Here is a 14015-nt window from a genome sequence, read left to right on the forward strand (position 1 = left end):
CTGCGGATCAGGCGACGCGGATGGCGTTCATAAAGATATTTCTGCTGGCGCCGGTGCTTTGATGCACCAGCAGTTTCAGGCCGTCGACCTTGAACTGCATATTGGCGGCATACACCACGTTGGTGATAAACGCTTCATTGCCCCGGACGGTGACGTTCGCTTCCCCTGAAATGCCCGTCGTGGTGGAGGTGACGTATACCTTCCACATGGCGATGGTGGCTGAAGAGTTCGCGCCCAGCGAGAAGATCCAGGTCGGGCTGTTATTGGGCACATTAACCGATTTATTTAACCCCAGCAGTTTGCTCTGATTGAAAAGGCGCAAATGGGTTCTGACCTGCGTTTCGTCCTTATAAGCGCTGATAAACGGCGTATTGCTGTGGCTGGTTGCCGTCATCTCCAGGCGATCCGCCGTGCTGGCGACGCCCAGGCCGCGATAGTTGGAGGTATCGTTGATGGACGTGGCGCTGGCCGCCCGGTACTGGCTGGTGAAAAGATTATGCCCGACCAGGCCGCCGATATATTCAGGCTCAATAATGCATTTGCCGAAACCGCCGGTGCGGATATTGGCGACCACGTCAAAGTAGCGGGCTTCGGTGGTGGTGCAGGTAATGATTTTCTCCGCGCTGGCCTTCCAGCTGCCGTCCGGCGTGCTCAGCGGCTTGCCCGCCGTCCAGGTGCTGTTGCCGTCCAGGGCATTCTGCGTATCGGTAACCAGAATGTAATAGTTGCCCTGATGATAGGAGGGTTCGGTCAGTACCGTGCCGGTAACCACACCGTCGCTGATGGTGTCGCCGAAGCCGATAACCTTGCCGTTATTTTCCGTATCCGGGTTGTTGGCGCCCAGGTTCATCCAGACCGAGAACTTGCCGTTGTAGTCGTAGGTACCCTTGTAGATATTGGCATACTGCGCGCCGGAGAGCAGAATCACCCCGCCATATTTGTTGGAGGCGAACCATTGAATATCAAATGAGTGGCACTCCGCGACGGTGGTAAAGCCCGGCACTCTTTCACCGGTGCCGATCAGCGCTCCCAGGTAGCCCCCGTGCCAGCTGCAGCCGGCGAGGTCGTTCATGCCCGTTACCCGCTGGGTGTCTCGGTAGCAGCGGTAGCCGATAATGTAGTTTTTCATGCTGCCGCAGTACAGTCTGGAGGCGGTGATGCCGTTCCCCCAGTTTCTGAACCAGGTCGCCTTATTGGCGCCATTGAAATATTCGACGCGCAGGTCGATGTTGTTTTGACTGCCGGCGGCTTTATGGGGAGCGAGCGCCGGTGCGGCGTCCCACCATTTTTCCGGCAGCGCGGGAAACTGCTCGCCGACAATCAGCGATTGCAGGTGCAGCGCAAAACCGTTGCCATCAGAACTGATTAACAGCGTTTTATTAATCAGGTAATTGCCTTTGCCGACAACTTTACGATATTTATTCACGCGGGCATGGTCGATGGCTGTCTGTATGGCATCGCTGTCATCGTGCACGCCGTCGCCCACGGCGCCGAACATTTCCGGTGACAAGAAGTAACCGGTATTTTCTTCAAGGGCTGTACTCATCATTATCTCTCCGTTAGTGATTTGCTGGTGAGCGGAATATCGGCTCGGGATAATGGTATGAGCGGATAGCGTTGCCGACACGGGATGCCTGTTGGGTGAAGGCTGACCAAACAAGGCGGTAATTTCCGAGGAACGGAGCCGCGGCGTGTAAACGGTGTCCGGCGGGGGATAGCGGGGATTATGCGGCCGAACGCGATGAAAAAATGCGTGCCGATCGGTGGGAAAATTTCACACTTTTGCTCAAGTGAACATATAATGCGCATCCGGCCGTTAAGGGTCGGAAAACGTTTAGACCGATACTGCCAGTGCGGCCCACCAAACCAACACGAAGATAAACATGAGCATTCGCGCGTTATTAACCCTGTTTACGGCCCTGGTGGCGTTCAGCCAGACCGCCCTCGCCGTTGTTTACCCTCTGCCGGCCAAAGACAGCCGTCTGGTGGGGGAGAATATCCAGATCCAGGTCCCTGAGGACAGCAAGCTGCCGCTGGAAAGCTTTGCGGCGCAGTACCAGATGGGTTTGAGCAATATGCTGGAAGCCAACCCGGGCGTCGATCCCTTCCTGCCGAAGGCCGGCAGCACGCTGACCATCCCGCAGCAGCTGATTCTGCCGGATGCGCCGCGTCAGGGCATTATTATCAACAGCGCGGAAATGCGTCTGTATTACTATCCGAAGGGCAGCAACACCGTGGTGGTGCTGCCGATCGGTATCGGTCAACTGGGCAAAGACACGCCGATGAACTGGATCACCAGCGTACAGCGCAAGAAGGACGGCCCGACCTGGACGCCGACCGCCAAAATGCGTGAAGAGTACGCGGCGGAAGGGGAAATCCTGCCGGCGGTGTTCCCGGCCGGCCCGGATAACCCGATGGGGCTGTATGCGCTGTATATCGGTCGCCTGTACGCGATCCACGGCACCAATGCCAACTTCGGCATCGGCCTGCGCGTCAGCCACGGCTGCGTGCGCCTGCGCGCCGACGATATCAAATACCTGTTCGATAACGTGCCGGTCGGCACGCGCGTACAGTTTATCAATGAGCCGGTGAAAGCCTCAGTCGAGCCGGACGGCAGCCGCTATCTGGAAGTGCACAACCCGCTTTCCGCCAACGAAGAGCAGCTGAAGTCGAAAGATCCGGTGCCGGTGATGCTGTCGCCGGCGGTGGGCAAGGTGCTGATGGACAGCGGCGTCAACCAGAGCGAAGTCGACGCGGCGATCAAGGCGCGTTCCGGCATGCCGGTGAAAGTGAACTGAGCAACGTTTACTGAGTGACAGAGATGAGAATGCCGGTCGGCGTCAGCGGACCGGCATTTTTTTATGGGGCAAACGCCCGGCTTTACGACGCCACCGCCTCTCTTGCTGCGCACAGCACCTGCAGCGCCAGATCGAGATCCTCCTTGCTGTGGTGGTAGGTGACGTTCATGCGTAAACGCTCCTGGCCCTTCGGCACCGCCGGGTAGCCGACCGGCATCACATAAATATCCTGCTGGTGGCAGTATTGCGCCATGGCAAAGGCCTTGCTTTCGTTGTAGATCATAATCGGCACGATCGCCGCCTGTTCCGCCCGGACTTCAAACCCCTCGCTGCGCAACGCCGCGACGAAGTAGGTGATGTTCTCCATCAGTTTCTGCCGTCGCTGCGGGCCTTCCTGCTCCAGCACGTCGAACGCCGCCAGCATGGCGGCGGTGGTGATCGGCGAGAGCGCGGCGCTGAAGATAAAGCCGCGGGCGGTCATGCGCAGGTAGTGGATCACCGCCTGCGTGGCGGCGATAAAACCGCCCTGACCGGGCAGCGTTTTGCTCAGCGTGCCCATCAGAATGTCGATCTGGCCGCGGCGGTTGAAGTGCTCTTCAATGCCTTTACCGTTGGCGCCCAGCACGCCGAGACTGTGCGCTTCGTCCACCATCAGCAGGGTGTTCGGGTGGCGGTCGCGCAGGGCGATCAGCGTATCCAGCGGCGCCAGATCGCCTTCCATGCTGTAGACGGCGTCGACAATCACCAGCTTGCGCACCTGCGGCGGCGCGTCCGCCAGCAGCCGGTCAAGCGCCTGCATATCGTTATGGGGGAACCTGACCACCTCCGCGTTGCCGATGCGGCAGCCGTCGATAATGCTGGCGTGGTTCAGCTCGTCGCAAAAAATCACGTCGCCCTTACCGAGCAGGCTGTCGATCACCGTCAGGTTGGTCATAAAGCCGGAGCTGAAGGTCAATGCGGCTTCGCGGCCGAAGAAATCGGCGATGCGCTGTTCCAGTTGCTCGTGAATATCCAGGTTGCCGCCGAGCAGGCGCACGCCGTGGGTGCCGGTGCCATATTTCTTGAGCGCCTGCTGCGCGGCGGCTTCAATGACCGGGTGTTTTAACAGGCCGAGGTAGGAGTAGGTGCAAAAATTGAGTTTCCGTTTTTCTTCGCTGTAGATCCAGGCTTCGTTATTATCGTCATAGCCGTTTATTTTGCTGAAGAAAAATGAGTAGTCACCGTTGAGTTTCTGGTATCTGGCCACCCCTCTGGCGATTTTTCTGTCAAATGCAGAGGCGTTAGTCGCTGATGTAACGGCAGAGTTATGTTCTTTCATCCTTTTTCCTTAGTCCTTATCGTTTCTTACCTGATGTTCTATTTTTTTATTTGCTCTAGCCCTGACCGAATTTATCAAAATAATTAATCAATTACTCTAGGATGAAATATTGGAATATCTCAGCCTGTTATTAGATATGCGGTTGAATTGCTGATAATACGGAGTGCTATTCCTTAATTGTCATCGTTTGATTAGTAATAAAGAAACTATTTGCTCTATAAATATTCAGACCGGCTTGACAGAATAAGAGGAGGTTATGCCTAATGGCCGCAGTTTTATGCCGTAATGGAGTGACCCGTTGAACGTTAGCCACCATGTCGCCAACGCGCGTTTTGAGGTGCCCGGCTATGAGCTGGTGTACAGCGCGCCGTTGGAAACCCAGTTACAGAATGATGACCTGCGCGACAGCGCCGAGGTCTGGCGGCAGATGTTCGCCCAGGCGCGGCAGCGCATCGATATCGCCCAGTTTTATGTGATGAACCGGCCCGGCAGCCGGCTGGATGCGGTGCTGGCGGAGCTGCGCCGCGCCGGTGAGCGTGGGGTGCAAATCCGCCTGCTGCTGGAGCGCAAAGGGCTGCGTAATTCGGCGGCGGATACGCTGGAGCAGCTGGCGGCGATCCCGCAGCTGGAACTGCGCGTGCTCGACTATCAGCCGCTGAGCGGCGGCATTATGCACGCCAAATACCTGCTGGTGGACGGCGAACAGGCGTTTGTCGGCAGCCAGAACTTTGACTGGCGGGCGCTGGAGCATATTCATGAGGTCGGGCTGCGCGTCAGCGACGCCGGCGTGGTGCGCCAGATACAGGCGGTATTTGAGCAGGACTGGCGGGCGCAGGCGCTGCTGGCGGCGCAGCAGCCGGTGCCGCCGCTCACCTACCGGCCGGTGACGCCGGCGGCCGGCTATCTGCTCGCCAGCCCGCGCGCTTACCTGCCGGCGGGGGTAACGGATACGCAGAGCGAACTGCCGCGGCTGCTGGCGGCGGCGCAGCGGCGGGTGCGGGTGCAGGTGATGGAGTATGCGCCGCTCTCCTTCGGGCCGGGGCGCAGCCGGCCCTATTACGCTGTGATCGACAACGCGCTGCGCAGCGCGGCGGCGCGCGGCGTGCAGGTGGAGCTGATGGTGGCGGACTGGAACACCAAAAAGCCGGAGATCGACTATCTGAAGAGTCTGGCGCTGCTGCCGAACGTACAGCTGAAAGTGGTGACCATTCCCGTCGCCGACGGCGGCTTTATTCCCTATGCCCGGGTGATCCACAGCAAGATCATGACCATTGATGAGCGGCTTGCCTGGGTGGGCACCAGCAACTGGAGCGGCGGCTATCTGGATAATTCACGCAATCTGGAGCTGGTGCTGAATAACGAGGCGTTGGCCGCGCGGCTGGACCGGCTGTATCAGCAACTGTGGGACAGCCCGTATGCGGCGGCGCTGCGCATTGAGCAGGATTACCCGGCGCCGCGGCCGGGCGGCTGAGGCATTGGCGGGTAACCAGAGCCGGCGCGTCCGGCCCTGGTTGCCCGGCTTCAGGGTTACCGATCTTTCTTCTTGCCGAAGACTTTGATCAGCGCGCCGACAATCAGCCCCACGGCGATGCCGGTTAAAATCCAGTCGATAATGCTCATGTTACTTCTCCGCTATTTCCTTGATCGAATTATATATTCATTCGATATGGAATGCCGCCTCTATCATCTGTTGCCGCTGCGGGGCGGAGTAGTCGAGCAGCGAGTTTTTGCTGTTGGATTTCTCCACGCTGATGTGCAGCTCATCCGCCGTCAGGGCCAGCGGCTCCTGCCAGAACGGCGCGATGGCGTGTTCGGTGATGAAGTCGCTCAGGTAGCGCTCGGGGCTGCCCTGATGCTGCGGGAACAGCCGTTCGGCCAGTTCCTGCATCAGCCTGCGCTGCTGCGGCTGCCGGCTCTCCGCCAGCAATTGCAGGAACGGCAGCAGCAGGCGGCCGCACACCTGGCCGTGATGATAGTCGCGCAGCGCGCCTACTTCACCGGCGATGCCGTGGATCACCCCCAGACCGGCGCTGCTCAGCGTCAGGCCGCCGAGATAGGAAGCCTGCATGATGGCCGCGCGCGCGTCGTCGCTGCTATTGAGCGCCGGCCAGGCCTCGAGGAACAGGCGCAGGCCGGTCAGCGACTGCTCGCGCGTCAGGCTGCTGGCGGTTTTTGACAGGTAAGCTTCGAACAGGTGGGTGAAGGCGTCAATGGCGCAGTAGGCCAGCACGTGGTCGGGCGCGCCCTGCAGCAGCTGCGGATCGAGGATCGCCGTCTGCGGCACAAAATTGGCATGGCGCAGCGAGGCCTTCACCTGACTGACGCGGGTGTCGGTAATCACCGCGTTCTGCGTGACCTCGCTGCCGGTGCCGGCGGTGGTGGGGACGGCGATCAACGGCAGCGTGTCGCCGCCGATCGCCGTGTCGCCGACCTTTTCCATATAGCGCAGCGTCGGCAGCGGGTGCGCCACCAGTGCCGCAAACGCCTTGGCGGCGTCGAGCACGCTGCCGCCGCCGATCGCCACCACCCGCGTCGGCTGACCGCGCCAGCGCGCGACCCACTGGTCCAGTTCCTGCGGCGACGCCTCATGGCTGACGATCTCCCGGCCGATCAGCAGCGGATCGAGCTGCGGCGCCAGCGCGGCGTAGGCCGGGCCGTTGAGAAACGAGCGGCAGCTGAACAGCAGCGTAGGCTGCGTATCCTGCGTCAGCAGCGGGATAAGCTGCGAAATGGCGCCCTGGCCGAACCAGGTCTGGCGGTTGGCGATCGTGAGGCTGAGGGTCATGCAAGGCTCCTTGGCGAACGGCAAAACGCCAGCATAATGCAGCCCGGCGGCGCGAACCACGATTTCTTACCGGGCAACGGCGAGTTTTTTAACCGTAAACGCCATCGTCAATTTTCCCGCTAATGGCTGATTCGGGTGTTGAGCTGTGGCGCGCACCCGTTAAAACATTCATATATTAACAAAAATTCCGTTTTGCCGGGCGGACAAGTTGTGACTGATTTAACACGCCGGCGCTTGCCGGCTTGCATTTCAGACAATGAGATGCTTTTTATTACTTTCCGGCCGCCCGTCGAGCTGCGGGCCGCGCCCGGCGCAGATTATTAACCTGTTAATGCTCGGAGGCCCGGATGGATATTCAGCTTGCCAGACTGACGACGGTGATTGACGCCGTGGCGACCCGCCACTTCTATCCGCACCTGCTGGCCTACCTGGAGCGTTTCTTCGCCTTTGACAACGCCATCGTGTACGCCTTTGAGCAGGATCGGCCGCCGCGCTGTCTGCTGAAGGCGGAAAAGGAGAACAGCGACCGGGTAAACGCGCTGTATCAGCAGGGCGCCTATCTGCAGGACCCGTTTTATCACGCGCTGAACGACGGGCGGCAGGGAGATGTTTTTACCCTGCGCCAGCTGGCCCCGCGCGGCTTCTATCACAGCGACTACTACCGCAATTTTTACCGTAAAACCGGCTGGCGCGACGAGGCGGGCGTGGTGCTGCAGCTGACGCCGCAGCGCCGGCTGGGGGTGTTTTTCGGCGCTTCGCAGCGTACGGTGGCGCTGCGTCAGCCGCAGCAGGAGACGCTGCGCGACGCGCTGATGCTGGTGCGCAGCGTGGCGCGACTGCACTGCGACACGGCAGGGGAAGCGGACGCCGCCCCGGCCGCGCCGTGCGACCGCGGTGCGGCGGCGCGCGCCATGCTGACCCCGCGCGAGCGTGAAATTGTCGATTTGATTCTGGCCGGGCAGGGATCGCCGCAGATTGCCGCCCGGCTGTTTATCAGCCTCGGCACGGTGAAAAACCACCGTAAAAACATCTACGGCAAACTGGGGATCGGCTCGCAGGCGGAACTGTTCAGCCTGCTGCTCGGTCACGCGCTGCCCCGCAGCGCATGATGTTAAAAAATAGTTAAAATATCCCTAAAGGGACATGGCCGCTCCGCCGCCGCCTGCGGATAATCCGCAGTCAGAGTCTGGATCTGGGGAGAGCGGCAGTGAACAGCAATATTGAATCGTTAACCTACTACGCGGCGACCAAAAAATACGATCTGCGCTATCCGGCGCTGGAAGAGGATCTGGACGTTGACGTGGTGATCGTCGGCGGCGGCTTCTCCGGCATCAACACCGCGCTGGAGCTGGCGGAAAAAGGCATCACCAATATCGCCATTCTGGAAGGGCGCCACCTCGGCTACGGCGGCACCGGCCGCAACGGCGGGCAGGTGATGGCCGGCATCGGCCACGATCTGGAGAAGATCAAACGCCACGTCGGCCCGCAGGGGCTGGAAACCATTTTCCGCATCAGCAATCTGGGCGCCGGCATCATCCGCGAACGCATCAGCAAATACGCCATCGACGCCGACTTCTGCTTCGGCTACGGCTATCTGGGCAGCAATGCGCGGCAGGAGAAAACGCTGCGCGCCTGGCTGAAGGAGTTTCAGGCGGTGGCGCCGGACGAAGAGATTGAGCTGTACACCGGTGCGGAGGTGAAGCAGGTGGTCGGTTCCGACAGCTACACCTGCGCGCTCAAACATATGGGCGGCGGCCATGTGCATTCGCTGAACCTGCTGCTGGGAGAGGCCAAGGCGCTGGGCGACTACGGCGTGAAGATCTTTGAAAACAGCAGCGTGCTGGAGGTGGAGTACGGCCCGCGCATCCGGGTGCGCACCGCGATGGGTTCGGTGCGCGCCAACAAAATGCTGTGGGCCTGCAACGGCTTTCTCAACGGCCTGGAGCCGGCCATCCACCGCAAAACCATCAATACCTACGCGTTTCAGCTGGCGACCGAACCGCTGCCGGAGGCGCTGATCCGCCGGATCAGCCCGATCCGCGGCGCTTACAGCGATATCCGCCCGGTGATCGACTACTACCGGGTGACCAATGAGAACCGCCTGCTGTTCGGCAGCGCCACGCGGCTGCTGGAGTATATTCCCGCCGATCTGAAAGCCTGGAACCGCAACCTGATGCTGAAGGTGTTCCCGTACCTGCATGACGTGAAGATCGATCTGGCGTGGGGCGGGCCGCTGTGCTGCAGCGCTAATCTGTTCCCGCAGATCGGCACGCTGCCGGCGCATGACAACGTGTTTTACGTGCAGGGCTATTCCGGCTTCGGCGTCACCCCCAGCCATATCGTCTGCAAGGTGCTGGCGGAGGGCATGGCGGAAGGCTCCGAGCGCTATGAACTGATGAGCTCCATTCCGCACGTGAATATCTTCGGCAAGGACAAACTGCGGCGGGTGATGACCACCGCCGGCAAAGTGTGGCACCAGACGTCCGGCTACTGGAAGGGACGCCGTTAACCGTTAACTTAACCAGAGGAAACCAAGATGAAACCACTCCTGCTTAAACAGCCGTTACCGGCGCTGACGGCGATCGGCAGCGTCAGCAACCTGGGGGCGACGGTGATTGCCGGCGAACCGACGGTCAGCGTGGCGATGATCCACGGCGCGCCGGATGACAACCTGAGCTGCGGCGTGTTCAGCTGCACCCGCGGCAGCTTTGTGATGGAGTATCCGTTTGCCGAACATGCGACGGTGTGGGAAGGCACGGTGACGCTGACCGATGAAGCCAGCGGCGAGGCGGTACAGTATCAGGCCGGTGACGCCTGGTTTGCCCCCAAGGGCGCCAGGGTGCGCTGGGACATCACCTCCGACCGCTTTGTGAAGCACTACCTGGCGGTGGTGAACGGCTGACAGACCGGCCCCTTGCGGGGCCGGTTGCTTTTCTAGCGCAGAACGCGTTGGATAAACGCGCTGACGTGCTGCAAGGTCCGATCTTTATCGATCTCATTAAAAATCTCATGGCGGGCGCCGGGCAGGATCTCGGCGTGAAAATCGCTGCCGCGCAGCCGTTCGAGGGTGGTGCGGCTCTCCTCGCTTAACACCAGCCGATCGTCGCCGCCGTGCAGCCACAGCGTCGGCAGCGCGCCGAAGCCCGGCCCGGCGTCGATGGTTGCCAGTATCCGTCGGATCGCCTGCAGCGTCGGGCGTTTAAACGGCCCGTGCCACACCAGCGGGTCGGCCTGATAGGCGGCGCCGACCGCCGGGTCGCGCGACAGGGTGCTGACGTCCAGCGGCGTGTCGGGAATGGTCTCCAGATCCTGCAGATCGCCGATGGCGGTGTGTTCCCCCAGCAGCGGGCCGGAGAGCACCAGCGCCCGCACGCCGTCGCCGAAGCGCTGCACGTAGCGCGTGGCGATCATGCCGCCCATCGAGTGGCCGATCACCACCAGCGGCAGGTCGGGATGCTGGCCGCGGATCTGCGCGACGGCCAGCTGCACGTCGTCGACCACCGCCTCGTAGTCCTCAATCAGCACCCGTTCGCCCTGCGACCGCCCGTGACCGAGATGGTCCGGGCCGAAGACGCGGGCGCCCAGATCCTGTAGGGTGCGCGCGACGTACTGGTAACGCCCCAGATGCTCGCCGTAGCCGTGCACCAGCAGCGCCAGAAAGCGCGGTGCGTCATGATGCCAGTCGTGCAGCGCGATATCGCCGCGCTGCCCTTTGATAATGCTGATCTGTTGTTGCGACATATCATCCCCTCGTTAGCATTCCCCCTGATTATAGGTCGAACTGTCGCGCCAGCTGGTCGAGAGTCTCACGCTGGAAGCGGTTGAACGCCGCGCGCGGCTGCTGCTGGCGGATAAAGGTCAGCAGCGGGTCCTGCACCTCGGTGCGGACGCCGCTCAGCTGTTCCATCACCGCCAGCCCGCAAAACGGCACGTAGGATTCGGCGTAGCCGCCCTCATGCACCAGCAGCAGTTTGCCGCCGCACAGCCGATCGGCGGCCTCCTGCACCAGCGCGGTCATGGCGCGGAAGCTGTCGCTGTGCAGCTGCATGCGCGCCAGCGGATCCATCGCGTTGGCGTCGTAGCCGCAGGCGATAACGATCGCCTCCGGGCGGAACTGCGCCAGCGCCGGCAGGACGATGCGCTGCATGGCGTACAGGTAGCTGTCGTCGCCGGCCCCGGCCAGCAGCGGAATATTGATGTTATAGCCCAGCCCGGCGTCGGCGCCGCGGTCCTGCTCACCGGCATAACCGGCGGGGAAACAGCCGTCCTGATGCAGTGAAATGGTCAGCACGTCGTCGCGCCGCCAGTAGATATGCTGTGTGCCGTTGCCGTGGTGCACGTCCCAGTCAATCACCGCCACCCGGCCGAGGCCGCAGCGCTGTTTGGCGCGTTCAATGGCGATGGGGATATTGGCCAGAAAGCAAAAGCCCATCGACTGCTCCGGCAGGCAGTGGTGGCCCGGCGGGCGCGACAGCGAATAGGCGTTGTCGAGTTCGCCGCGCAGCACCGCCTCCAGCGCGCTGCAGGCCAGGCCGGCGGACAGTTTGGCGATTTCATAGCTGCCCGGGCCGAGCGGCGCTTCCTCGCCCAGCAGGCCGCCGCCGTTGTCGCTCAGCTGCTTGAAGCGCTGCAGGTAGTGGGGCGGGTGAATGCGCTGCAGATCCTGCTCGTCCGCCAGTTCGGCGCTGCGCAGCTGCAGCTGGCGCGACAGGCCGGAGACGTCCATCAGGTTTTTCATCCGCCTTTTGGTTTCCGGCGATTCGGCATGGCTGGCGCCGGCGGGCGGCTGCACCCAGCCGCCGACCGGCAGCGTGGTGGCGTGCAGCCCGGTGCTGTGCCAGAAACAGCGTTCATCGAAGAAAAAGCCGGTGTTTCTTTTCACGTTGCAGACTCCTGATTAAATGGCGCGCGCGGCGCGGGGGATGCCAGCGAAATCAGCAGCAGCGACAGCAGCGCGCAGCCTAGCGCACCGCCGAGCAGCGCGCCGAAGCCGCCGAAAAATTGCAGCAGATAGCCGGCCAGCAGCGGGCCGATGGCCATACCGCCGCCGATGGTCAGGTTGATGCTGTTCATCAGTTTGCCGTCGTTATCCAGCCCGGCGACGGCCGCCAGCACAAACGGCAGCACAAAGGTCCAGGTGAATTTGAACAGCAGCGCCGCGGCGGCAAAGCGCGCCAGCTGCGGCGTGGCGTACAGCAGCGCAATGCTGGTCAACAGCAGCAGGTAGCCGAAGACCATCAGCCGCTGCCGGTGACGGCGGGCGCCGGTCAGCGCCGCAACGCCGGCGCCGACGATGCCGAACAGCGTGGCGATCGCCAGCACCTGGCCGCCGTGCACCGCCGACAGCCCGGCGGCGGCGCCGATATTGCCGATAAAGGTCCAGACCGCGCTCAGGCTGATATAAAAACACAGCACCGCCAGCGCGGCGCACAGCTTACGCGTCAGGGAGGCGGGCGGGCGCTGTGCGGTGTGCTGCGGCGCCGGCCGGTAGCCGTCGGGGAAGGCGGCGATCAGCGGCAGGCAGCACAGCATCAGCGCCGCCAGCAGCAGGTAGACCGCCATCAGGCCGTAGTGGGCGAACAGCGGCGGCAGCGCCAGCAGGCCGATCGCCCCCAGCGCCAGCTGGCCCAGCACCCAGCAGGCGTAAACCCGGCTGGCGTTGCTGACGCCGGCGGCGCAGGTGATGCACAGGATCATCAGCGTGCCGCCCGCCAGCGAGGCGACAACGCGCAGCGCCAGCAGCTGGCCGAAGTCGCTGACCAGCGCCGAGGCCAGATTGCCCAGCATAAAGACGCCGGCCGCCAGCCAGGCGACCCGCCGCCAGCTGATGCGGCTCATCCACCACCAGGCCGGCAGCGTGGCGAGGCTCATCGCCCCCAGTTCACCGGCGAACAGCCGGCCGATCTGCGTCGGCGTCAGGCGCCACTCGCCGGCCAGCTGCGCGGCGATCGCCGGCGCGGTCATCAGCACGCCGGGCGCAATGGCGGCGAAAACGATAATGGCGGTCAGCAGCAGCGGCGGGCAGGGCTGCGCCGCCCGCTGGGCAGGCGCGGAAAAGGCATCGCTGGACATCAATATATCCTTCTGGCTGGCGATTAATAATGAATGACGTGCTTAACGGTAATATATTCCGCCGCCTGAGCGGCGGCAGGAACGATTATCCCTGGGCGATAAATCCGCTGGAAACCAATTCGGTGCGGTTTACCACTGCGGTTTTAGAAAATATATTGCGCATATGGGTTTTGACCGTGGAGAGGGAAATACCCAGCTTTAAGGCAATACGTTTATTGCTGGCGCCTTCGCGCACCAGATTGACGATTTCCTGCTCTTTGGCGGTCAGCAGCTGCGCTTCTCCCTCCGGCAGCAGGTCGCGCGTCGCCAGCTCAATCAGCGGCAGCACCGCGTGCAGCCGGCCGCGCTCCAGTGCGGTAAACGGCGTATCGCGAATCAGCGATACCCCGGCGACGATGCGTCTGCGCTGGCGAATAAAGATCTCGGTCATATCGCGCATATTATTCGGCAGCATAAAATCATGGTAATACTGGCGGTTATTGGCGATTGCCGCCGGCGTCATATTTACCATGGTAATATCCTGCTGATGAAAGTTGGCGGGTTTCATCGGATCAATATCCTGGAAGTCCGCCAGATATTGCCGGTGCGTATTGGCGGAAATACCCTGCAAAATATAATGCTCGGGTTTTAACTGGTTATTCACCAAATAAAACACGCCGGCGGATACGGGAATAAGATGCGCGATGGTGTTCAGGCAGCTGGCAATAAAGGCATGGTTAGCCGCGGGCCCTGATGGTGTCTGCATAATGTCCTGCCCTCCCTTTATCGCCCTCGGTCACCGGCGCGCTGGCCGGGCTGCGGGCACTGTTGTGCGTGTTGGGAATAGCTTAATATATGAACGATAACAGCATAGTTGTCGCAATTATGCAACACAATAAAAACATATTAACAACGTGAGGTGGCTTGCAATAAACTACATAAATAACAACGCGCCAGAGCGATATTTGTCACTTTTTCCGCCCGGTTTTTTCGGCTTTTTATTAAAACATTAATAAAGCTTTCCGCTGCTTGTTCTCTGAATTTTCATCTGATTTTCCCCTGG

The 14015-nt window shown here is 61.3% G+C and carries 12 protein-coding genes; 5 read left to right on the plus strand and 7 right to left on the minus strand.

The genetic code is table 11. The features are described from left to right. Positions 1 to 7: 7 nt before the first annotated feature. A complete protein-coding gene (locus I6G83_RS09795) occupies positions 8 to 1549 on the minus strand; it encodes a glycosyl hydrolase family 28-related protein (RefSeq protein WP_054306998.1) in 1542 nt (513 codons plus the stop codon). Between the two features lie 328 nt (positions 1550 to 1877). Here I6G83_RS09795 and I6G83_RS09800 point away from each other — a divergent pair, with 328 nt between their 5' ends. Continuing rightward, on the plus strand, positions 1878 to 2798 hold the full coding sequence (locus I6G83_RS09800; RefSeq protein WP_054306997.1) for a L,D-transpeptidase family protein: 921 nt from the start codon (positions 1878 to 1880) through the stop codon (positions 2796 to 2798). Positions 2799 to 2880: 82 nt separating this feature from the next. Here the strand turns inward: I6G83_RS09800 and I6G83_RS09805 are convergent, their stop codons facing one another. Beyond that, positions 2881 to 4116, minus strand: coding sequence for an aminotransferase class I/II-fold pyridoxal phosphate-dependent enzyme (locus I6G83_RS09805; RefSeq protein WP_054306996.1), 1236 nt, complete (start codon positions 4114 to 4116; stop codon positions 2881 to 2883). A gap of 298 nt (positions 4117 to 4414) precedes the next feature. On the opposite strand from I6G83_RS09805, the gene I6G83_RS09810 reads away from it, so the two are divergent. Continuing rightward, positions 4415 to 5587, plus strand: a complete 1173-nt coding sequence (locus I6G83_RS09810) for a phospholipase D-like domain-containing protein (RefSeq protein WP_054306995.1) — start codon at positions 4415 to 4417, stop codon at positions 5585 to 5587. A 186-nt stretch (positions 5588 to 5773) separates the two neighbouring features. Here the strand turns inward: I6G83_RS09810 and I6G83_RS09815 are convergent, their stop codons facing one another. After that, entirely contained in the window at positions 5774 to 6901 is a 1128-nt protein-coding gene (locus I6G83_RS09815; protein WP_054306994.1) for an iron-containing alcohol dehydrogenase, read from the minus strand. A 347-nt stretch (positions 6902 to 7248) separates the two neighbouring features. Between I6G83_RS09815 and I6G83_RS09820 the strand changes: the two genes are divergently transcribed. The 3 genes from I6G83_RS09820 to I6G83_RS09830 all read left to right on the plus strand — a co-directional run bounded on the left by I6G83_RS09820 (position 7249) and on the right by I6G83_RS09830 (position 9803). Next, positions 7249 to 8010: a helix-turn-helix transcriptional regulator gene (locus tag I6G83_RS09820; protein ID WP_054306993.1), complete on the plus strand. Its 762-nt coding sequence runs from the start codon at positions 7249 to 7251 to the stop codon at positions 8008 to 8010. Positions 8011 to 8108: 98 nt separating this feature from the next. After that, positions 8109 to 9410 carry an NAD(P)/FAD-dependent oxidoreductase gene (locus I6G83_RS09825; protein WP_015670766.1) on the plus strand — a complete coding sequence of 434 codons (1302 nt, stop codon included), beginning with the start codon at positions 8109 to 8111 and terminating at the stop codon, positions 9408 to 9410. Between the two features lie 27 nt (positions 9411 to 9437). After that, the gene (locus I6G83_RS09830; protein ID WP_015670767.1) at positions 9438 to 9803 is read left to right on the plus strand and encodes a cupin domain-containing protein; all 366 of its coding nucleotides are present in this window, start codon (positions 9438 to 9440) and stop codon (positions 9801 to 9803) included. A 32-nt stretch (positions 9804 to 9835) separates the two neighbouring features. Here the strand turns inward: I6G83_RS09830 and I6G83_RS09835 are convergent, their stop codons facing one another. From I6G83_RS09835 to I6G83_RS09850, 4 genes are all read right to left on the minus strand, one after another. Next, positions 9836 to 10642: an alpha/beta hydrolase gene (locus I6G83_RS09835; protein ID WP_054306992.1), complete on the minus strand. Its 807-nt coding sequence runs from the start codon at positions 10640 to 10642 to the stop codon at positions 9836 to 9838. A 28-nt stretch (positions 10643 to 10670) separates the two neighbouring features. Then, positions 10671 to 11783 (minus strand): class II histone deacetylase, encoded by a 1113-nt coding sequence (locus tag I6G83_RS09840; RefSeq protein WP_054306991.1) that lies wholly within the window; start codon positions 11781 to 11783, stop codon positions 10671 to 10673. Continuing rightward, positions 11780 to 12973, minus strand: coding sequence for an MFS transporter (locus I6G83_RS09845; RefSeq protein WP_054306990.1), 1194 nt, complete (start codon positions 12971 to 12973; stop codon positions 11780 to 11782). The genes I6G83_RS09840 and I6G83_RS09845 overlap by 4 nt, the downstream gene beginning before the upstream one ends. Before the next feature lie 85 nt (positions 12974 to 13058). Further along, positions 13059 to 13718 carry a response regulator transcription factor gene (locus tag I6G83_RS09850; RefSeq protein ID WP_015670771.1) on the minus strand — a complete coding sequence of 220 codons (660 nt, stop codon included), beginning with the start codon at positions 13716 to 13718 and terminating at the stop codon, positions 13059 to 13061. Between the last annotated feature and the right edge of the window lie 297 nt (positions 13719 to 14015).

The organism is Serratia rubidaea, from assembly GCF_016026735.1.
Taxonomy (GTDB): Bacteria; Pseudomonadota; Gammaproteobacteria; order Enterobacterales; family Enterobacteriaceae; genus Serratia_B; species Serratia_B rubidaea.